At 36.4% G+C, this 22,627-nt stretch carries 16 protein-coding genes; 4 read left to right on the forward strand and 12 right to left on the reverse strand.

Annotated elements, in window-relative coordinates; genetic code table 11:
• Window positions 1-35: 35 nt before the first annotated feature.
• The 3 genes from BW946_RS15935 to BW946_RS15945 form a co-directional block, all read right to left on the reverse strand.
• Entirely contained in the window at window positions 36-830 is a 795-nt protein-coding gene (locus BW946_RS15935; RefSeq protein WP_076597109.1) for a sulfite exporter TauE/SafE family protein, read from the reverse strand.
• A 191-nt stretch (window positions 831-1,021) separates the two neighbouring features.
• The gene (locus BW946_RS15940; protein ID WP_076597110.1) at window positions 1,022-1,663 is read right to left on the reverse strand and encodes a Crp/Fnr family transcriptional regulator; all 642 of its coding nucleotides are present in this window, start codon (window positions 1,661-1,663) and stop codon (window positions 1,022-1,024) included.
• Between the two features lie 9 nt (window positions 1,664-1,672).
• Entirely contained in the window at window positions 1,673-3,937 is a 2,265-nt protein-coding gene (locus tag BW946_RS15945; protein ID WP_076597111.1) for a glycoside hydrolase family 20 protein, read from the reverse strand.
• A gap of 231 nt (window positions 3,938-4,168) precedes the next feature.
• Here BW946_RS15945 and BW946_RS15950 point away from each other — a divergent pair, with 231 nt between their 5' ends.
• Window positions 4,169-4,984: a DUF4197 domain-containing protein gene (locus BW946_RS15950; protein ID WP_076597112.1), complete on the forward strand. Its 816-nt coding sequence runs from the start codon at window positions 4,169-4,171 to the stop codon at window positions 4,982-4,984.
• A 358-nt stretch (window positions 4,985-5,342) separates the two neighbouring features.
• Here BW946_RS15950 and BW946_RS15955 read toward each other — a convergent pair whose 3' ends face one another.
• Window positions 5,343-5,996 carry a CoA transferase subunit B gene (locus BW946_RS15955; protein ID WP_076597113.1) on the reverse strand — a complete coding sequence of 218 codons (654 nt, stop codon included), beginning with the start codon at window positions 5,994-5,996 and terminating at the stop codon, window positions 5,343-5,345.
• Window positions 5,997-6,120: 124 nt separating this feature from the next.
• Between BW946_RS15955 and BW946_RS15960 the strand changes: the two genes are divergently transcribed.
• On the forward strand, window positions 6,121-7,923 hold the full coding sequence (locus BW946_RS15960) for an ABC transporter ATP-binding protein (RefSeq protein WP_076597114.1): 1,803 nt from the start codon (window positions 6,121-6,123) through the stop codon (window positions 7,921-7,923).
• 48 nt (window positions 7,924-7,971) lie between these two features.
• On the opposite strand, the gene BW946_RS15965 is transcribed toward BW946_RS15960, so the two are convergent.
• On the reverse strand, window positions 7,972-8,673 hold the full coding sequence (locus BW946_RS15965) for a CoA transferase subunit A (RefSeq protein ID WP_047376945.1): 702 nt from the start codon (window positions 8,671-8,673) through the stop codon (window positions 7,972-7,974).
• Between the two features lie 210 nt (window positions 8,674-8,883).
• Window positions 8,884-11,622, reverse strand: a complete 2,739-nt coding sequence (locus BW946_RS15970; protein WP_076597115.1) for a fibronectin type III domain-containing protein — start codon at window positions 11,620-11,622, stop codon at window positions 8,884-8,886.
• 294 nt (window positions 11,623-11,916) lie between these two features.
• Between BW946_RS15970 and rplS the strand changes: the two genes are divergently transcribed.
• The gene (gene rplS / locus BW946_RS15975) at window positions 11,917-12,273 is read left to right on the forward strand and encodes a 50S ribosomal protein L19 (RefSeq protein ID WP_002980648.1); all 357 of its coding nucleotides are present in this window, start codon (window positions 11,917-11,919) and stop codon (window positions 12,271-12,273) included.
• Window positions 12,274-12,342: 69 nt separating this feature from the next.
• On the opposite strand, the gene BW946_RS15980 is transcribed toward rplS, so the two are convergent.
• The gene (locus BW946_RS15980; protein ID WP_076597116.1) at window positions 12,343-12,810 is read right to left on the reverse strand and encodes an SRPBCC family protein; all 468 of its coding nucleotides are present in this window, start codon (window positions 12,808-12,810) and stop codon (window positions 12,343-12,345) included.
• 148 nt (window positions 12,811-12,958) lie between these two features.
• Window positions 12,959-13,741 carry an AraC family transcriptional regulator gene (locus BW946_RS15985; RefSeq protein ID WP_076597117.1) on the reverse strand — a complete coding sequence of 261 codons (783 nt, stop codon included), beginning with the start codon at window positions 13,739-13,741 and terminating at the stop codon, window positions 12,959-12,961.
• Window positions 13,742-13,817: 76 nt separating this feature from the next.
• Between BW946_RS15985 and BW946_RS15990 the strand changes: the two genes are divergently transcribed.
• On the forward strand, window positions 13,818-14,960 hold the full coding sequence (locus BW946_RS15990) for an MFS transporter (protein WP_076597129.1): 1,143 nt from the start codon (window positions 13,818-13,820) through the stop codon (window positions 14,958-14,960).
• A 48-nt stretch (window positions 14,961-15,008) separates the two neighbouring features.
• On the opposite strand, the gene BW946_RS15995 is transcribed toward BW946_RS15990, so the two are convergent.
• The 4 genes from BW946_RS15995 to rpsA form a co-directional block, all read right to left on the reverse strand.
• Window positions 15,009-15,980, reverse strand: a complete 972-nt coding sequence (locus BW946_RS15995; protein ID WP_410493463.1) for an alpha/beta fold hydrolase — start codon at window positions 15,978-15,980, stop codon at window positions 15,009-15,011.
• Between the two features lie 110 nt (window positions 15,981-16,090).
• Complete coding sequence (locus BW946_RS16000; protein WP_076597119.1) at window positions 16,091-17,068, reverse strand: EamA family transporter; 978 nt, start codon at window positions 17,066-17,068, stop codon at window positions 16,091-16,093.
• A 125-nt stretch (window positions 17,069-17,193) separates the two neighbouring features.
• Window positions 17,194-19,824, reverse strand: coding sequence for a T9SS-dependent M36 family metallopeptidase (locus BW946_RS16005; RefSeq protein ID WP_228402618.1), 2,631 nt, complete (start codon window positions 19,822-19,824; stop codon window positions 17,194-17,196).
• Window positions 19,825-20,340: 516 nt separating this feature from the next.
• Window positions 20,341-22,131: a 30S ribosomal protein S1 gene (gene rpsA, locus BW946_RS16010; RefSeq protein ID WP_076597121.1), complete on the reverse strand. Its 1,791-nt coding sequence runs from the start codon at window positions 22,129-22,131 to the stop codon at window positions 20,341-20,343.
• Window positions 22,132-22,627 lie beyond the last annotated feature (496 nt).

A 22,627-nucleotide genomic window follows, 5' to 3' on the forward strand; every position in this document is an offset into this window, starting at 1 on the left:
TTTTCCTGTACAGCTACTTTTGTTACATAAGAACATTAAAGGAAGATTTCTTTCGTAATAATATAAATGCCCATGATCAGGATAAACCACCCGAATGCAGGTTTAAGCTTTTTACCGTCAATCTTTCTGGATAATTGTGAGCCTATTATAATTCCTGCTATGGCAATGGCTGTAATAGAAATCAGAAGTTTCCATTCTATTTTCATGTGGTTTACAGAAGAAAAAAAGCCGATCAGAGAATTGAGAGAAATAATAACCAATGAAGTTCCTATTGCAATCTTCATGGGAATCTTTAAAAGATTGACTAATGCCGGAATAATCATAAAGCCGCCTCCTGCTCCTACCAATCCGGTCAGAACACCGACTACAGAACCCTGTCCGGCTGCCAGAAAAGCGTTATTATTATTCGGAATACTTTCTAAAGGTTCTTTTGAGGAATCTTTTTTTATCATTTTATAGGAAGCCAGAATCATCAAGCCTGCAAAAACCAATAATAAAAAAATATTCCTGGTAACACTAAAACCCTGTATTCTAAATACTTCCTGAGGAATCAAAGGAAGAAGATATGTTCTGGTCAGAAAGATGGAAATAACAGATGGAATTCCAAATATCAACGCCATCTTAAAGTTGACCAATCCTTTTTTAAAGTATGACATAGAGCCTACCAAACTGCTAATTCCCACTACAAAGAGTGAATATTCTGTTGCCAGAAAAGCATCGACACCAAAGAGATAAACAAGGACGGGAACAGTGAGAATACTTCCTCCACCTCCTATTAAACCTAGAGAAATTCCAATTAAAATTGCGGCTGTATATCCTATAATTTCCATTTCTATTCAAATAATTCTGATGCAAAAATGGGAATGTGGGATGAAGCCTACAGCTACTTTTGTTACATAAGGAGATTGCTTCACCTTTGGTTCGCAATGACAGGTTGGCCAGCTCATCATTTTTTTTTGAATTATTGCCAACTATCCGGAGGAGGAGAATATGTGTTTCTTTTATGTGATTGAGGGGAATATTATGAGTTGAGGGTTTTCAAAAGAGTGATTTTATTTCTGCCCAATTTTAGTTTTCCGTCTTCTTCCAGCTGTTTGAGAAGTCTGGAAACCACTACCCTTGCCGTTCCCAGCTCGTTAGCCAGCTGCTCATGAGTGGTATTAATGGTTTCAGAACCTGTAAGTCCAGATTTTTTCTGCAGCAGATTGAGAAGTCTTTCGTCTACTTTTTTGAAAGCAATGGCATTGATAATATCCAGTAGTTCTTCAAATCTTTTATGGTACAATCTGAAAATGTAGTCCAGCCATTCCGGATGTTCCCTGATGAATAAAGATACTTTATCTATAGGTAAGAACAGTATTTCCGCGTCTTCTTCAATTTCCGCTTTTACGATACTTTTTTCATTGTGCATGCCCCCCAGAAAAGACATGATGCAGCTTTCTCCGGCTTTGATATAGTACAATAAAATTTCACGTCCGTCTTCTTCTGTTCTGATCACTTTCAGCATTCCTTTCATCACGATAGGAATGGAACGAATGGAAGCATTTTCATCTAAAATAATGTCTCCTTCATGGTAATTTTTGGTTGTACCATACTGATACAGCTTTTCTACCAGGTCTGGCGACGATGAGAATTCGGAAGAAAGTATAGTGTCGTCCTGCATTTTTTTATTCTAATTTACACCAATTTCATCAACAAACAACCATGCTTTGGAATCTGCTCCGGGATTTCCTGCCGGAATAATACCAGCATTTTCAATAGTTACTTTCAGGTATTTCGCATTTTGCGTTCCTACATTCACTTTAATTTTTCCATTGGCTTTCTGAATTTCAGAGGTTTCGATTTCTTTGATCAGTTTAAAATTCTTATTATCGTCAGAAACAAAAATTTTAGCAGATTTAGCCAGATGAATCCAGCTTCCTTTATTCTCAAGGGTATTGAAATACACTTCTGAAAAAGCTGTTTTCTGGCCGAAATCTATGGTTGCCACCACATCTTTCCCCTGAAAGCCCAGCCATGTTTTACCCAGCTGTTTTACATTTCCTATAATTCCGTCTACTAAGGTGAAAGCTCCTCCAAAAGAATAGTTTTCACTCGGTTGCTGCTCTAGGGTTATGTTTTTTCCTGTGGTTTTTGAAATTATAAATTGCTGCGAAGAAACAGCACTCTTTAATTGTCCGTCTTGAAAATAGGCTGATTTAACTGTTAAAGAATTAGGAATCTGAACTGCGTTCTGATACTTCTCAGAATGGATAGAAGGGTTTGTTCCGTCCAGCGTATATCGGATACCGTTCGGATTTTGCGAAGTTGAAAGCTCATAAGCAATTCCGTTATTGGAAGGAATTACTTTTCCTGTAATATTATAAATGCTTCTCGCATAATTTACCTTCATATCATCCAGAACTTTAAACCGGCTGATCACTCTGTTTTCAAATTCTTTATAATTTTTAGGATCCGATGTTCCCCATCCCACTTCAGAAAGCGCCATTAATCTTGGGAAAATCATATACTGTACCTGTTTAAAATCTAAAATATATTCCGTCCACAGATTAGCCTGAACTCCCATAATATATTGTGCCTGTTCTGCATTCAGTTCGGAAGGGACAGGATTGTAGGAATAGACTTTTTCCAAAGGAGTAAATCCTCCAAAAGCATTAGGCTCAGACTGCGGATCTCCCTGATAGTGATCAAAATAACAGTAGGCACCAGGAGTCATTACGGCAAAGTGTTTTGATTTTGCAGCTTCAATACCTCCATTCACACCTGTCCAGCTCATTACTGCTGCATTAGGAGCTAATCCACCTTCTAAAATTTCGTCCCAGCCAATGATTTTTCGGCCTTTGCTGTTAACATATTTTTCAATCCGATGAATGAAATAGCTTTGCAAACCATGTTCATCTTTTAAATTATTTTTCTTAATCAGTTCCTGGCAGTGTGCACATTCCTTCCATCTTGTTTTCGGGCATTCATCACCGCCAATATGAATATATCGTGAAGGGAATAATTTGATGACCTCATCCAAAACATTTTCAAGAAAGGCAAAGGTTTCATCTTTAGGGCAGAAAACATCATCAAAAACGCCCCATTTCGTAGCAGGTTCAAAAGGTCCTTTGGTACATGCCAGTTCAGGATATGCTGATAAAGCTGCCAATGCATGTCCCGGCATTTCAATTTCCGGAACAACAGTAATGTGTCTGTCCTGAGCGTATTTTACTACATCTTTTATTTGTTCCTGTGTATAAAAATAAGGTCCGTAAGGTTTTCCGTCAAAAGTATTATCTACATAAGCTCCAATCATGGATTCTTTACGTTTTGAGCCGATCTGAGTAAGCTTTGGATATTTTTTGATTTCAATTCTCCATCCCTGATCATCCGTTAAATGCCAGTGAAAGGTATTAAGCTTGTACATTGCCAGATAGTCAATATATTGTTTCACTTCGTCTACTGTGAAAAAGTGACGGGAGACATCCAGATGCATTCCTCTCCATGCAAATTTAGGCTGGTCCTCGATCTTCATAGCAGGAATTTTCCCTACCTCTTTATATTGTTCGAAAATCTGAGCCAATGTCTGTAGCGCCAGAAAATACCCTTGTTTAGTATAAGACTTAATATGAATTTGTTTTGGAGAAATTTCTATCGAATAGTATTCTTTCTTCTGTTCAGCTTCTCCTCCCGAAACAGGAGGAATTATAGAATTCGTTAAATGAATATCATCACCCTTCTGAGCATATTGAAATTTTAACTTTGAGCCTATTCTTTTTTTGAAATAATCCGTTTCTTCTTTCGGAAGATTCCCATTTAATACGAAGGATTTGGGAATTAAAAATTCTCCCTGTAAAAGTTGAACTTTTTGAGGGTAAGGAATTACATTTAATTTATTTTGAGCAAAAATCACGTTTGAAATCAATACAAAAAACACTAAAAAAGTCCGTATCATTTGATGTGGTTAAGGTTTGAGCTAAGATAATTATTTTTAAAAACTCTTTGAACCTTTTTAAAAACAAATTAAATACTTTCAATTGTTTAGATTCATATAAAATGAATAATTTACAGTTGTTCACCATTCTGTCTAGAAATTATTCTATTCAATACAGTGTATTATGGTGTGTTTTTTGATCAATTTAGTCGCCTTAAAAAAATTAAAGGGTTAAATTTGTAAAAAAACAGGATGAAAAAAAACATTTTTCTGGCAACCGCTTTATTATTTTCTTTCTCAGCTCAGGCACAAATTTTTGATATCATAAAATCTGCTGTTAAAGATAAAACCGGTGTAGATCTGAATGTTCCGGTAAAAAATAATGCCACAGCAGTTCCTGCTAAAACTACCACTACAACTTCTGGTTCCAACCCTTCATCTTCCAACCTTGGAAACCTTACTTCCGGTCAGATTTCTTCAGGATTAAAAGAGGCTTTAAGCATGGGTGTAACGGATGGAGTAAAAAAACTGGCCGTAACAGATGGTTTTTTCAAAAATGAAGCGGTAAAGATTTTAATGCCTGAAAAATTAAGAAAAATTGATACAACTCTACGTTCAATCGGAATGGGAAGCCTTGCTGATGAAGGAATAAAATTATTAAACAGAGCGGCTGAAGATGCCGTAACAGAAGCTGCACCTATTTTTACAAACGCTATTACTTCTATGACTATTACAGATGCTAAAAACATTTTATTAGGAAGTAATAATGCAGCAACCAACTATCTCCAGGGAAAAACCCAGACTCAACTATTCAATGCCTTTCAACCTAAAGTAAAAGCTTCTTTAGGTAAAGTAGGTGCTGATACACTTTGGAAAAATCTGATTTCAAAATATAATACTTTTACAGGGCAGGCTGTAACAACAGACCTTAATGAATATGTTACTACAGAAACCATAAACGGAGTTTTTAAAATGGTGGCAGACAAAGAGAGCGGAATCAGAAATACACCTGCCATGAGAACTACAAGTATTTTGCAGAAGGTATTTGGTGCTCAGGATGGGAAATAAATGAGATGTTAGATTTGCATACCAACCATTTAGATATAAAAGCTGTTTCAATGATGAAACAGCTTTTTTTACTCTAATTTCTTTTGTCTTGAAATCGAAGATTCGACGTAGTCAAACAAAAGAAAAAAAAAGTTCAAGACCTGGATCTCTTCGCTAAAAATAAGTCCTGTTCTCTAAAAATTCTCAACTTTCGCGAATCATTATTTCTTTATCGGTTCTGATTTTGCCTCGCGCTTCGGACAAAAGAATTTTCTTACCGTTCACAGGAATTAGTTTTTTAACGCGGCGAGTTCCGATGTCACTTATATAAAAGTTCCGGCCTCACAAAGTGAGGCCGGAACTTTTATATTGTATCAGATTAAAATTGCATTTCAGGAATTTCTCCTTCGATAATCAAATCAGCTTCTGTTGCTTTAATAATATCTTCTACTGAAACACCCGGTGCTCTTTCTACCAGCTTGAATCCTTCCGGAGTTACATCCAGAACAGCTAATTCAGTAACTACTTTTTTCACACAGTTTACGCCAGTTAAGGGAAGTGTACATTTTTTAAGGATTTTGCTTTCGCCTGCTTTATTTACGTGCATCATGGCAACGATAATATTCTCAGCAGAAGCTACAAGGTCCATAGCGCCACCCATTCCTTTTACCATTTTCCCGGGAATCTTCCAGTTGGCAATATCTCCGTTTTCTGAAACTTCCATGGCACCAAGAATGGTAAGGTCTACTTTCTGACTACGGATCATCCCGAAACTGAAGGCTGAATCAAAGAATGAACCTCCTTCCAGAATAGTAATAGTCTGTTTTCCGGCATTGATAATATCAGCATCTTCTTCTCCTTCGAAAGGGAAAGGTCCCATCCCCAAAACTCCATTCTCACTCTGGAATTCTACGGAAATACCTTCCGGAACATAGTTGGCAACCAAAGTAGGAATCCCAATTCCCAGGTTTACATAATAACGATCTTTCAGTTCTTTTGAAATTCTTTTGGCAATTTGTTCTTTTGTAAGCATAATAAAAACTTAGACTGCAATTTAATTATTTTCACTTGAATACAAAAGGGGTTTGTTGTATTCAACAATTAACACTGTTAGTTAAAATAATATCTGTAAATTTGTTTCATTATTTTTTAACAGAATGAAAATACTTTTTAGATATCTTAAACCCTATCAGTGGCTGATAATCATCTCTTTATTTTTGGCTACTATCAACCAGGTTTTTTCTTTATTTGCTCCGGCGATCACAGGAAATATCCTTGATCAGCTGGTTACTCATCCCAACTTTTTTGATAAAGAAAAGCTATTGCCCCGAAATCTGAATGAATATTTATACGGAAGTTCTGTATATCACGGAGCTTTTTATTTTTTGGGACTGCTTATCGGAACAGCAATGGTGAGCAGAATTGCCAAAGCCTTTCAGGATTATGTAGTAAGTGTGATCACTCAAAAGTTTGGAGCGAAAATATTTACAGACGGTTTAAAGCACTCTATGGCGCTGCCATATCAGGAATTTGAAGATCAGAGAAGTGGTGAAACCTTATCTATTTTGACGAAGGTAAGAGAAGATACGGTCAAATTCATCACAAATTTCATCAATATATTCTTTGGAATTCTGGTAAGTATTATTTTCGTTTCCGTGTATGCGATCCGCTTACACTGGTCTATTATGCCGGTTTATATCTGTGGTATTTTCTTTATTGCCATTGTCACCAATTTATTGAGCAAGAGAATAAAAGTGATTCAGAAAAATATTGTGACTGAAACCACAGCTTTAGCCGGAAGCACTACTGAAAGCCTACGAAACATTGAGATTGTTAAAAGTTTAGGATTAACCAATCAGGAAGTGATCCGTTTAAATAACAATACGTATAAGATTCTTGGCCTTGAACTGAGAAAGGTGAAAAGCATCCGTTCTCTGAGTTTTATTCAGGGAACCATGGTCAATTTTCTTCAGCAGTTGATTACACTGACCCTTTTATTTTTAATTTTTAAAAATATTGTCACGCCAGGTCAGTATTTATCTCTGATGTTTTACGGTTTCTTTATTTTCGGGCCTATGCAGGAAATTGGAAATATTATTATTTCTTATCGTGAGGCAGAAGCTTCTCTTCAGAATTTTGACCGTTTGATGAAAAAAGAAGTAGAAGAAAAACCTATTCATCCGAAACAAATCGGAGCTATTGAGGAACTGGAATTCAAACATGTTTCTTTCAAGCATCAGTCTGCTCAGTACAAAGCTTTAAATAACATTTCTTTTGACCTTAAAAACGGTGAGACCATTGCTTTTGTAGGACCGAGCGGTTCCGGAAAAAGTACCCTGGTGAAATTGCTGGTGGGATTGTACAGACCCCAGGAAGGGAATATTTTTTATAATGGAATCAATGGAAAGGAATTTGATTTTGATGAACTGAGAAACCAGATTGGTTTTGTAACGCAGGATACCCAGCTATTTGCGGGAACTATTAAAGAAAACCTGCTTTTCGTTAATCCTTCAGCTACTGAGGAGGAACTGGCAATTGCTCTTCAAAAATCAAGCTGTACCGCATTGCTGGAAAGAGCCGAAAAAGGAATTGAAACCGTTATCGGTGAAGGTGGTCTGAAACTGAGCGGCGGTGAAAAACAAAGAATTGCCATTGCCAGAGCTCTTTTAAGAAAACCTCATCTGTTAATTTTTGATGAAGCTACTTCTGCTCTGGACAGTATTACAGAAGAAGAAATTACCACAACCATTAAGGATATTTCAAAAGAAAAGGAGCAGATCACTGTCCTTATTGCGCATCGTTTGAGTACGATTATGCATGCGGATAAAATCTATGTTCTTGAACGCGGGCAGGTTGTAGAAACCGGTTCTCACGCCAGTCTTATTGACGAAAAAGGACTTTATTACGCCATGTGGAGGCAACAGATCGGAGAAAGAAAAACACTTACTCCTCAAGCATAAAAAAAGCGCTGATGAAATATTCAGCGCTTTTATTTTTATTGTTTGAGCTTATTCTTTAGTTCTTACGGTTCTCTGCTCAATTCTTTTTTCAAATTTTTCTCCCTGGAAGATTCTCTGAATCATAATTCCCGGAATATGAATTTCGTTTGGATCTAATTGTCCCGGTTCTACCAATTCTTCTACTTCAGCAATGGTAATCTTTGCAGCACCCGCCATTGGATGGTTGAAGTTTCTTGCAGATCCCTTGAAGATAAGATTTCCTGCATGATCACCTTTCCAGGCTTTTACGATAGAAAAGTCTGCATCGTAAGCATGCTCCAGAATATGAGGTTTTCCTTTGAATTCTTTTACCTCTTTACCTTCCGCTACTTCAGTTCCGTAACCTGCCGGTGTGTAAAATGCCGGAATTCCGGCCTGGGCAGCTCTGCATTTTTCAGCTAAAGTTCCCTGCGGAGTAAGTTCTACATCCAGTTCCCCTGAAAGCATCTGTCTTTCAAACTCAGCATTTTCTCCTACATATGAAGAGATCATTTTCTTGATCTGTCTTTTGTGAAGCAGTAATCCTAATCCGAAATCATCCACTCCTGCATTATTTGAAATACAGGTAAGATCTTTCACATCACTTTCTACCAAAGCATTGATTGAGTTTTCAGGAATTCCGCAAAGTCCGAATCCTCCAAGCATCAGTGTCATTCCATCATTAATTCCTTCGATGGCTTCCTTTGCATTTTTTACTCTTTTATCTATCATGAAATATTAGATTTTTCTGTTGGCTAAATTTAATAAATTTTCCGGGATATCCGGTGAACGGAAATAGTAGTGAATTTTACTTTTTTTCAAAACACCACCCTCATGTATTTAAACATCTAACAATCATGAAACTACATTCAAAACACAACAAATAAAAAAGAGACCATCATTTCTGATAGTCTCTCTATTACAATTGTATTAAGTGTTCCTTTACTGAATAATCAGCTTTAAAGTAAACAGTTTTCTTCCGTGTACTTTTACATAATAAACGCCTGCCGGAAGATTTTCATTCACCAAAGAGAAACGTTGGTTATTGATATTTTTTGATACATACAATAATTCTCCCGAAGCTGAAACCAACTCAATTTTTTCAATCGGGTAATCACTTTTAATAAAAGTAGGTTGTCCCGGTTTGGTTGGGTTTGGATACAACACTACATTTTTCTCTGTACTTCTTGTTTCTTCAGTTCCCAAAGTAGGTGAAGCCACTTGGAACTGTACTCTGTTTGAAACTTCTGTATAGGAATCATTGGTAAACATTACCATGTAGTAATTTCCTGGTGTTGCTGGTACCGCTGTTCCCTGAATGGTTTTTGTTCCCTGAGTTACCCCATCAAAATAGGTATAAGAAACAAAATTATCATCGGGTATCTGAACACTTTGAGGATAGATTCCCAGCCAGTCTTTGATGATTCCCGGAGAATCCGTCCATGAAGCTGTAATATTTTCACCCAAAGTATATACCGGTTTGTTGATCCAAAGATCTGTAACAATATCTCCTACTTTGAAGAATACCTTCTCTCCGATTCCGTTATATCCGTCTTCCAATAAGTACTGAGCGTAATAATATCCTTTTGGAAGTCCTGTAAAATTCAATGTTCCGGCTGCAGTTGTTACATAACTCCATTTGATAGAGGCAGTCGTTCCCGGAGTCTGTCCCATTTTATAAATTCCGATCCAGTCTTTTTGTAAATTGGGACCATCTGTAAAATTGATGACAACCGTTCCTCCTACGGGATACGTATCAGCGGTAGTCTGTAACTGTACTTTGGGTCCTACATAAAAGTTTTTCCTAGGGGTGATTTCCGTATATCCTCCATTGGCAAAGAATCCTGCAAAATACTGACCTTTATTAGCCAGACCATTATTGAACGTTACTGTTCCTGCAGTCTGTCCATTTGTATAAATATATCCTTGTGAAGTGGCAGATGCCGGTGTTTGTCCCTTTTTATAGATTCCTACCCAATCCTGCTGATTTCCCGGACCGCCTGTAAATGTAGCGGTAATTGCTTCATTTTGGGCATATTCTGTTTTGTTTAAAGTAAATGTAGGATTTGAAACCACACTTCCTGTAATTTCAAACTGCTTCACATCACTCCAGTCACTCCATTCCAGGTTTCTGTCTCTGTAGCGTGTTTTTACGTAATAGATTCCGTTGGGAATAGAATTCGCAGCCAGTGTTGCTTTTGTGATGTCTACTCCATCATTCAGGTTTTTGGTTTTATCCGGAGTTCCGTTTCCGTCTTTTCCGAACCAGTTTTCAAAATCGCGGTAAAATTCTTTTTCAATCACAGAAAAATTTGAGGCTTTACTGATCTGGAACTGTGTTGTATTTAAAAGTTCTCCGTTAGAAGATGAAAACGCACTTCCATTCAATGTTAAAGGTAATGTAATTGGACCTGAGAATGTATTTGTAATGGAGGGTTTTGCCGGTTTAGGCTGATTTTTATACCTGTGAAAAGAATCTACCAATACATTGTTTTTCTTGTTGTAAACTCCGCCTATTGAATAACATTCAACATCTACTTTTCCGGTTGGGACATCTACTTCCACTATCTGATAGGTCCAGTCTGTCAAAGTTTTCTGAACATCATCAAAATCCTGTTCATTAGACATTCCCCAGTATTGATCCCAGGCTGTTCCTCCGGAAATAATCTGATAATTTGGTGTATTTTTAAGCTGTCCTCTATGATACAGATGGTGATGTGCTCCTACATGCATTAGATATTTGTCAGAAGTTACCAGAAGCGGTACAGCATTTTCTCTTACCCAAGTAGAAATATCGCCTACATACTGCTCAGCCTGATATGGTCTGTGGCTCAAAGAAATAATCCAGTCTACTGTAGAATCATTGTTGGCTGCCGTTAAGATCTGCTGAAGCCATGTCTGCTGTGCTGATCCGGTATGTTCGGAACTTAAACTTACAAACAATACATTTCCTGCCTGCTGGGCATAATAATTCTCATTTCCAGAACTTATCCCTTTATAACTGATTTCATCAATATAAAAATGGGCATAGTAAGAATTCATTCCCATCGTTCCGTAGGTTTCATGGTTTCCTACCGTTGTCTGAATAGGCAGATAAGGTGATAATTTGATATTCTTTTTAAAGTGAACATTTTCATAGTGGTCCAATGTACCTACGTCTACCTGGTCACCTACCATAAAAGTAAGCGCAATATTATCGGAAGGATCTGATGTAGCCCCGAATTTTTCCTTTAGTTTTTTATAGGCATTCAAAGTAAGTGTATCATACCTCGGTTCTGCTTTGATCTGGTTGTCTCCCATAATAAGGAAACGGATCTTTCCATTGGCAGTTACAGCCTGTCCTGGTAAAGGAAGTGTTCTGAAATTATAAACGGCCGACTCACTGGTTCCGGTTTTGATCTTATAATAATATTTGGTATTCGGCTGAAGGTTGGTAATCTTTGCGGTGTGATAATAATAATTGTTGTTGTATCCGGTATCCGAGAAGACATTGGTAGTTCCGGTTACTGTCACGTTCAGATTTGCCGGAGAATCTCCGTAGATTACGGTTGTTTCATTATTGGAAGCTGTTTTCCAATTGACGATCATAGAATTCGAAGTCGGGTTTTGTAAATAAGGATACAAAGCCTGCCCGAAAGCCATCTGGACCGCGAAACAAAAAAAGAAAAAATAATGTTTCATAATAGCTTTAATTTTAAAATAACATATAGTTTTAAGTTGTGAATCAGGAATTTAAAAAACTGTTATCCGGATTTTTTACTTCGGGCAAAAGTAGAATTCCCATATAAACTCTGTCTGATGGTACTTTAAAGAAACCGTTAATTTTTTAGCGAAACCGGAATGAAAAAATTATAGTTTTTAGTACATTAAATATTTGGAATATTCAAAAACTATTTTGTACATTTGCAACCTGTTATTCAACCTCTGACGAAGAACGTGTAAGTTGCTTAGCTTTAACATTTTATTTTATTAATAATGGATTTATTAAAGTACGTACAAGACAAGTACATTGCGAAAAAAGAATTCCCTGAATTCAAAGCAGGTGATACAATTACTGTGTATTACGAAATTAAGGAAGGACAAAAAACCAGAACTCAGTTCTTCAAAGGAACAGTTATCCAATTAAGAGGTACTGGTTCTACAAAAACTTTCACTATCAGAAAAATGAGTGGTGATGTAGGTGTAGAAAGAGTATTCCCTATTAACATGCCTGCACTTCAAAAAATCGAAGTTGATAGAAGAGGTAGAGTTAGAAGAGCTAGAATTTACTACTTCAGAGATCTTAGAGGTAAGAAAGCAAGAATCAAAGACGCTGCTTACAAGAAGAAATAATTCAGACAACAATACATACAAAAAGAGGCTGTTTACTTATAAACAGTCTCTTTTTTTGTTTCAATTTTTTTACTTTTTATAGGGAGTTCCTTTTCCGGTTTCCAGAAACTTTTTCAGACTGCCAAGAAATTGCAGCCAGCCACCCGAGCAGATCTCATAGCACTCAATATCCGGATTCAGGCCGATATGAGTAAGTTTTATCTGAATAATTTCTTTCTTTTCCTTTATTTCCCAGACAATTGTTGTCCCGATCCATTCTGTCTGGTTGTTTAATTCGGGAAGAGCAATTAATGAGTCTTCAACCAGCCACACAATTTTTGCATTGTGAGTTAATTCCTCTACCCGCATTGTTTTGTGAATCTGATCTCCAAATCTTATAGTGAAAAGATTTCCCACCTCGGAAAAGGAACCTTCAAACAATTCAGTCCACCAAAGAGGAATTTCATAAGTCAAAGCATAATGTACTTTATCTGCAGTAGTGTTGACCTCAAGTATATGCACGTAATTCTCAACACTATTTGTATTAATCGTTTTCATAAAATTATTGTATTGGTAGTACAATTTTATGAAATTTACTATGAATCATGCTTTTCATAGGACAAGAAATATTGTATGACACCAACCGTGTCAAGGTTGTAAACGTTGACACGGTTCACAATCGTACTTTTTATAAGCTGCACAAAGACTATTCATTCTTCATAAGATACTGCAAAGGGGTTGAGCCTGTCTGTTTTTTGAAAAACTCAATAAAAGCACTGTCTGATGAAAAGTCCAGGATATGCGACACCTCTCCTATTGAATTTTCTTCCACCAAAAGCTCAATAGACCTTTGTAACCGCCATTGCTGTCTCCAATCCTGGTAAGACAGTCCGGTTTCTTTTTTAAAAATACGACTGATTGTTTTCTCCACTGCTCCGGTTTTTGCTGCAAGATCTTTCAGCATTGGAGGCATGGAATAACGTTGTGTCCATTCTTCAACTGTTTTTTTAAAACGTCTGTCCTGTGGCATTGTAAGTGTCAGTTTTTCTTCCGGAGCCCTTTGCATTTCATCCCAGAATACTTTTAAAAGATTGGTTTGATCATTTTTGAGAGCTGACCATTCCCAACAACAAATCCTTTCTATAATTTCTTTTAACAAGGTATTGACATGAAGAACTTTCAGATCCGGTTTTATATACTTTTTGGAATAATCTTCATCAAAATAAATGGATCTGTAGGGCACAATATTTCTGAAATTCACTCGATGAACTTCACGGGCAGGAATCCAAAGCATCCTGAACGGAGGAAGAACCAGCTGTCTGTCAGAAGTTGTAACCGTCATACAGCCGGATGGCGCATATAACAATTGGGCTTTTGTTGTATGAAAATGAAAACCAGAGTCATGCATCACCATGTCAGAAGCTATTCCAATTACTTTTTCCGGTATTGAATCTGCATCAAAGTATTGATTTTGTTTCAGCACAGCCATGTCCTATTTCTGATATTTTTTGTTTTTATATCATTATAAATATACAGTATTTTTTGGAAACTTTGCAGGAAAAAAAATGAAAAAGACAAATCCTATCTGGCTGCTGACGGTTCTTGTGATGCTTCCGCAGTTTGTGGAAACCATCTACAGCCCTGTTTTGCCCATGGTACAGGAACAGTTTCGAGTACATGAAGAAGCAGTTACCTTAACAATCAGTTTATATTTTATAGCATTTGCACTGGGTGTGGCATTCTGGGGAGTGCAATGTGACAGGATCGGAAGGAAAAAATCATTGGAATACGGCCTCATCACCTATGGAATCGGAACTTTGACTGCTGTTTTTTCTCCTGATTTTATAATCCTTCTTGGAGCGAGAATTATTTCTGCATTTGGAATTTCTGTAGGTTCCATTGTGACGCAGACCATTTTAAGAGACACTTTTGACAAAGATAATCTCAATAAAGTATTTTCCTGGATCGGAATCGGGTTATCCATAAGTCCAGTAATAGGAATGATTACAGGTTCAATACTGGCTTCCTCCGGCGGACATCAAGGTGTATTTATTACATTGTTTATCATAAGTATACTTTTTTTAATACTTTCCAGAAAAAAAATTTTAGAAACTCATCATTTCACAAAGGAAATTAACCTGAAGGTTTTGGTGAGCTTACTTATGCGAATGTTTCGGGACCAGGAAATCATCAGGTGCTGCCTGCTGATCATGAGCTTTAATGTTCTGTTATTTTCATACTATTCACTCGCTCCATTTATCTTTAAAGAAAATCATTATTCCTCTTATGTTTTTGGATACAGCAGTATAATACTGGCTTGTGGCACCTTTGCAGGAGCAAAGCTAAATAGATTTCTGTTACTGAAGAATATACATCCTGAATATTTAATTAAAATGAGTACATTTTCCACATTAGCTGCTTCTGTTTTTATCTGGATTCTGGCAGGTAAAGGAATTTATTTTATTATTCCCTATTTCTTCATTATTACGGCATTCAGCATTGCGATTCCCAATATTTTAAGTACTGCATTGATTCATTATAAGAACGAAACAGGGAGTGCCGGTGCTTTATTAGGATTAATTTATTATGTTCTGATAGGCTTAGGATTGGTAAGTATCGGATTTATACAGAATCTGGGAATTTCCTGTGTGCTGTTTTCAGGAATTGGAGTTTGTACTTTATTCTTCTTTGAAAATAAGAAACATTAAGTTTAACTATTTTTTATTAAACTTAATGTTTCAAATATTTTTATTCTTTTACTGTATAAAACTGTACAGTGCTTCAAAAAATTTCGGGTATACTTCTATATGAGGAAGATGACCTACATTATCAATCTCTACCAGCTTTGAACCTGCAATTTCACGTTGGGTTTTCTTTCCCAATTCCTGATATTGACCCATTTTCGGCTGAAGTTCTTTAGGTGCCCGGTCCTTTCCTATTGCTGTCCTGTCTCTTGTTCCGATAATAAGCAATGTGGGAACTTTAATATTTTTAAATTCATAACATACCGGCTGATTGTAAATCATATCTGAGGTAAGTGCTGCATCCCAGGCTACCTGAGGATACTCTTTATGAAGTGTCCATCCGGCAATTAAGTCAAGCCAGGGTTGGTATTCTTCCTTCCATTTGTTGTCGTAATAGAATTTCAGCTGATAATTTTTATAGGTTTCCGCTGTATTTTTAAGTTCAGACTGATAGGCCTGATCTATGGTCTGGTAGGCTGCAAAAGTCTTATAGTCTTCCAATCCGATCGGGTTTTCCAGAATCAGTTTCTGTACTTTTTCAGGGTATAATAATGTAAATCTGGTCGCTATCATTCCTCCCATTGAATGTCCCAGTACTATGGCTTTATCTATTTTCAGCTCATCCAGAACTGCTTTTGTATTTTCTGCCAGCTGCGAAAATGAAAACTGGTACGCATGAGGTTTTGAAGATTTTCCAAATCCTATCTGATCAGGAATCACTACTCTGAATCCTTTAGCAGAAAGATCTTTAGCCGTTCTTTCCCAATAAGCTCCGTTAAAGTTTTTGCCGTGGAGAAGCATAATAGTTCTTCCATTGGATTTTTGTGGCTGTATATCCATATAGGCCATTTTCAAATTTTCACCCTGAGACCTGAAACTAAGAAAATGTACTTCATAAGGATATTGATAATCAGAAAGCATTGCATCCAGAGGCTTTATCTGTGAAAATATAAAACCAGAGACCGACAAAGCAAATGCGGTCATTATATTTCTGATATGTTTCATGAGACTTTATTTTAGGGATTAAAATTAAAAAAACCGTTCCTTTTGGAGCGGTTTCAACTGTTATTTTTAGTTAAATATTTTTTATATAATTATGCCATTGAAACATCTTTTTCTTTTTTTGAAGGTAAATTCATCAAAACAATTGCAAAAAGAATCAGGACAATTCCTACCCACTGGATGAAAAATACTTTCTCTCCCAGCAAAACAAAAGCCATGGTAACGGAAACAGGAAGTTCCAGTGATGAAACAATACTTCCAAGTCCCAATCCTGCATTGGGAAATCCAACATTGAATAAGATGGGTGGAATAATCGTTCCAAAAAGGGCTAATACAAAGCCATATGTAAGGAATATTGAATAATTAAAGGGATGAATATGTTCTGTATTATCTGTAAAATTCAGGTATAAGGATTTTAAACCATCAAAATACATGGGTCCTATCTGAGCAAAGAATAAAAATGCAAATACCACTACTGAGCCTCCTGCCAGCATAATAATACTCTTCCTGAAAACCGGAAGATGAGTAGCCAGCGTATTAGAGGTGAACATCGTCAAAGTATATGAAGCGGCTGCCATAAGCCCCCAGAATACTCCGTGCCAGTCTAGTTCTATTTCCATATTAATAAGATTGGTTGCCAGAACTGTTCCCAACAAAACGATAACCACAGAAACCACTTTTCTTGCGTTGGGTAATTTTTTAGTAAGGATACTTTCTACCACTACACTGAACCATACCGACTGCATCAGTAATACAATAGCAATAGAAACATTGATATATTGTACCGCAATATAGTAGAATAAACTTGTTCCCCCCAAGGAAGTTCCTGCAAGCAAGAGCAATCTTACTTCTTTAGAACTTGGCAGCGATAATTTCTGCTTTGAGGTTAGGGTCTGAATAAAGTTGAGGATCAAAAGTCCTGTCAAACCTAATACGAATTGGGAAGTAGTTACTTCTGAGGTTGTAAAACCATCGTGATAAGCCATTTTTACAAAAGTGGCCAACATACCGTATATACTAGCTCCAATTCCTACAAATAAAACACCTTTTAGTATATTTTTCTTCTTCATAATTTTTTAACAGCCTGCAAAGGTACAACATATAAATTAAACCTATCTGAAGTGTTATGGTGATAGATAAATAAAATCGCCACAAGCAAGCTTGTGGCGATTTTGAGATTGTTTATAAAAGTAAATTATTTTTTAACCATTACTTTTGAAGAAGCTTCAAAACCAAGTCCTTTGATTTTAACCATATAAGTTCCGTTGACAAGATCACTTGTAGAAATTGCTTTCTTAGCATCCGGTGAAATTTTATCTTCAGAAGAAACCAGCTTTCCAGACATATCATACAGTTCTACGCTTATTTTCCCTAAAGTATTGCTTGGGAATTTAATATAGAATTCATCCTTGGCAGGGTTTGGATAGATAGAAATGTTATTGTTCTTATCTGCCTTTACATCATTGGTAGCCAATAAACATGCTTCCGGAACGTTAAAGTCCTGAACCTGGTCATTGATATTATTTTTAGCGCCTGCTGATGCATTCACTCCTAAACCTCTTCTTGCAAAAACTCCCCAGATCATACATTTATCCTGTCCCTGAGTAGTTGCCATCTCAGCTGCCAATATTGCATTTCTTCCATCAATAAAGCTAGGATTACAGCCCTGAAGTTTAAGAGCATCTGTTACTAACTGTAATACTTTTGTGCTTCCGTTTGGTGTCGCAGATAATACATCTGAAGCATAACCATATTTTTCAACATATTTCCAGTGAAGATCCCATAACATTGTTGCCCAGACAAAACCGATTGAGTGTACATCCGGAACAATTGCTGATCCGTTATTGTATTCCATTCCGTTGGTATTTCCGTATGTAAATCCGTTAACCGTTAAATTTGTAGAATATTTTGCAGGTCTGATACCGCCACCTGTAATAGGCTGTCCTATTGCATAAGTACCAGTACCTCTCGCTACTGTTGCATCGTCTCCAGCTTTGTTAGTCAGCATTAAAGCAAAGAAGTCAGACCATCCTTCTCCCATCTGCTCTTTACTTACTCCTGAATTCAGACAGTTGTATCCGGTACCTGTCATTCTGTTGGATATTCCATGACCATATTCATGGGTTACGATTCCGTTATCAAAGCTTCCGTCAGGAGTCATATTTCCTTTTAAGGTAACATTTACTGTGGTACTTGCCGCAAGCTGAGTTTTGATATATTCTCCTTCTGCATTGTTAATAAGTACCGAAGGAATCGTAATTGTCGGATCATTACCGGCCATATTTCCTATAGTAGCACCATTTGCAACGTTATTATATACAATAGCCGCTTTAGCTCCTGCATCCTGAAGATTTTTTACTTTAATAGCAAAGGAACATGTTCCTCTTTCAACCAGTCCTATTTTATTAGTCAATGAACTTGCAGGTAAAGCCGTACATCCATCTAAAACTGATGAAAGTGCTACATCTCCTGTTAATCCGTTCATAGGTAATGGATTACCGAACTGTGCAGTTCCGGCTCCCGGTGTACGAGTTACAGCCGCACTTGGTGCATTATAGAAAAAGACTCTTCCAACCGGAGACCAAAGATACATCTGCATTCTTCCATTATAACCATCCTGCCCTGAAGAGAAGTTCGCATTATTTAATCCGCTTCCATCCTGCGCCTCTGCATATACAGAATCATCATCTCCTCCAACAGGTCCGTTACCAAAATTGTTCTGCTGGAAATTTCTGGCAGATTCTGTAAATCCAAATTTATAGAAAATGTCATGAATTCTGTTATTCAGATAAAATAAATTTGTAATGGCAGCGTTCCTGTTGTTTAACGGAGTTTCATTGATGTTAAAAGGGAAATCAAAATTTCTTGTTGCCCCTCCGTCTGCCGGAGTTCCTGTAAGATAATCAGGTGCTGTTAAAGCTGTTCCAGCCGAATCTTCATAGGCAAAAACATTATTTCCTCTTGTAATAGTGTAATGATTGGTTCCGTCAGAATGCCATCCTTCAGGAGAAGCACTCAGTATCCAAGGGTTGGTAATAATTGATCTTGAACCAAAAGTGGGTGCCTCAATAGGCAATGGAAACACATTATATGAAGCATTATCAGGTAAAAGCAACGGAATATTATTATTCTGAGCTATATTATTCTGAGGCCCCGCCAAGGTATTTTCAAAATGATCGGCGTGGGTATATTCTGCATCGGATGAATAAGCATCGTGATGAAAATTACAAGATAATGTAAGATTATTTTTCAACAGAATATTTCCATTATTCGCATCTACTACAATATTCCAGTAATTAGGCGATTTTGGCTCCATTAAGGTATATTCATATGCCAAACGCAGGTTTCCGTTCTCATCAGTTGCATATACCAGTCTTTGATTCGCTGAAGTAGCTTTTTTCTGAGTTTTTTCAAGATACTCAAGAATAGTGAAATTCGCAATATCAGGATTCTTCAGATCTTCAGCAATCTTTTGAAGTGCTGTACTTTTACTGATAGCAGCTGTACCTGATGTAGATGCAGTATAATCTTTTACAAAATTATCTGTGTAGTAAACAATTTTATTGTCCTGAATCAATGCTGTTCCTACAGAACTGTATACCGGCAAACCGTTATAAGTCTGTAAAAATTTAACAACATTACCATTCAATGATTTTGAAGGATCTACATTATCAACAATAATATTATTCAGATCAGATTTTTTATATTCCCTTATCTTATTTTGAGAAATATAATCTTTAATCAGTTTTTCATTATCCTGCCCGAACAATATTGCCGGAAATACAGAAAATACCGCAAATAAAATAGGTAGAGCTTTATTTTTCATATCCATTATTAAAGCCGCTAATCTACAAATAATTCACATTACTTTAATAATTTTTATAGTAAAAATTAAAAAATAAATCTATAAAATAAAAAATACAACTATAAAATTAATTTACATATTTCTTAATTACGATAGCTTTGAATTATATTTATGCCTGCCACCTTATGCTTGCCATATTATTTATTTTTTATACAAACATTTACTCTCTATAAGTTAGTTTAACAAATAATACAAAACCACAATAGTCACAAAAGGTTTCATTTTAAAACACTTGAGTTCACTTAAGTAAGTTTAATATGATACCGCAGAAAACTTTTGTGCCTTTTATAGTTAAAATAATGATTATAAAAGTTTAAACAACCTCTATAAATTTTCGACACCAACAGAAATCAGTTTTTTCTATTTTACCTTATAGTTTTTGTTTTTGAAGGTCATATTACATTTTACACTCCTGCCCTATGCGCATAAAAAAAGCCGCTCATTTGAGCGGCTCCTTATTTATCAATGGTTCAAAGATTATTTACCTTCTTCCATTTTTCTTTTCAACTCTGCTAATGCATCGATGTCTCCAAGAGTAGATCTTTCTTCGTTGTTAGAAGAAGAACTTACGTTTCTAGAAGAAGATTCTTTAACGTTTTTCTTTTCTTCGTCTCTGAAGATACCTGTGTGAGATACGACTACTCTCTTGAATTCTTTGTTGAATTCGATTACTTTGAATTGAGCATCTTCACCTTTTTTGATTTTAGATCCATCTTCTTTCTCTAATAATCTTGAAGGGCAGAATGCTTCTACTTCAGCATCTTCGAATTGAACAGAAGCTCCTTTATCGTGAACTTCTACAGCTTTACCAGCGTGGATAGTTCCTTCAGCATATTTAGTTTCGAATTTATCCCATGGGTTTTCAGTCAATTGCTTGTGACCTAGAGATAATCTTCTAGCCTGGATATCTAATTCAAGAACTACAACGTCTAATTTATCACCTACTGCGCAGAACTCAGATGGGTGCTTGATTTTCTTAGTCCAAGAAAGATCAGAGATGTAGATTAATCCGTCGATACCTTCTTCTAACTCTACGAATACACCAAAGTTAGTGAAGTTTCTTACAGTTCCTACATGCTGAGATCCTACAGGATACTTAGCTTCGATGTTTTCCCATGGATCTTTAGACAATTGCTTGATACCAAGAGAAATTTTTCTTTCTTCTCTATCTAAAGTTAATACTTCAGCTTCTACTTCATCACCTACTTTTACGAAATCTCCGGCAGATCTTAAGTGAGTAGACCAAGACATTTCAGAAACGTGGATTAATCCTTCAACACCTGGAGCAATTTCTACGAATGCACCATAGTCAGCAAGAACTACTACTTTTCCTTTTACTTTGTCTCCTACTTTCATGTCAGCAGAAAGAGCATCCCAAGGATGAGCTTCTAATTGCTTCATACCTAACTGGATTCTTGTTTTCTCATCATCGAAATCAAGGATAACCACTTTTACAGTTTGTCCGTCTTCTAGGATTTCAGATGGGTGGTTCACTCTAGACCAAGAAAGGTCTGTAATGTGGATCAATCCATCTACACCTCCTAAGTCAATGAATACACCGTAAGAAGTAATGTTCTTAACAGTTCCTTCAAGAACCTGACCTTTTTCAAGCTGAGCGATGATTTCTTTTTTCTGACCTTCGATATCTGCTTCGATCAATGCTTTGTGAGAAACTACTACGTTTTTGAACTCAGGGTTGATTTTCACAACTTTGAACTCCATAGTTTTTCCTACGAACTGATCGTAATCTTTAATTGGCTTAACGTCAATTTGAGAACCAGGTAAGAATGCTTCGATTCCATGAACGTCAACGATCATACCACCTTTAGTTCTTGATTTAACAAAACCGTTAACGATTTCTCCAGTTTCGTGAAGCTCGTTTACTTTATCCCAAGCTTTAAGCGTTCTAGCTTTTCTGTGAGATAACTGTAATTGTCCGGTTTTGTCTTCTCTCTTGTCAACCATTACTTCTACCTCGTCACCTACTTTAAGGCCTTGGTTGTAACGGAATTCATTAAGAGAGATAACACCTTCAGATTTGAAGTTGATGTCTACGATAGCTTCTTTATCAGTTAATCTTACAACTTTACCAACTAAAACGTCATTATCGTCCAGGTTGTTTAATGATCCGTTGTAGATTTCTTCTAAATCGCTTTTTTCTTTTCTCGCATCTGCATCAAGACCTGATTCGAATGAATCCCAATCAAATTGTTCTGGTGCTACGTTTTGGTTTAATAAAACCTCTGCTGAATTTGTCTCTTTTGACATTTTCTAATAAAATTTGTATTCCTTCTTTTTTAACGGTTTGAATAAATGCAGATTAAAAAATACGGAAGTAATTAATTGTAAGTAATTTACCCTTCAAACCTTTTCGCCACAAAAGTGGGTGCAAAGATATGAATTTTATTTAAAATAAACAATAGATTCCAGCACGCTGACATCTAACTTATATATTTAAAAATCAACATCTTGATTAAAAGAACGCTTTGGATGAGCTCAGCATGACATTCTAATATTAACTGTCTTAAATTCAGAATGAAGCAATATCCGCTGTCACGCTGAGCATACACTGAAAGTTTACGAACGTAGTTCATGAGTATATATAATAAGTAAAAGACAAAATGAGATTCTTCATTTCGCTTCGCTTCATTCAGAATGACGGCGACATACAATTAAAGAAGAGCAACACTTTCCTCTCCCTCTCAAACTCTCTTACCCTAAACCCCTACCACTCTCAAACCCTCAAACTCCAAAATTCACTACC

The organism is Chryseobacterium sp. RU33C (genome assembly GCF_900156015.1).
Lineage (GTDB): Bacteria > Bacteroidota > Bacteroidia > Flavobacteriales > Weeksellaceae > Chryseobacterium > Chryseobacterium candidae.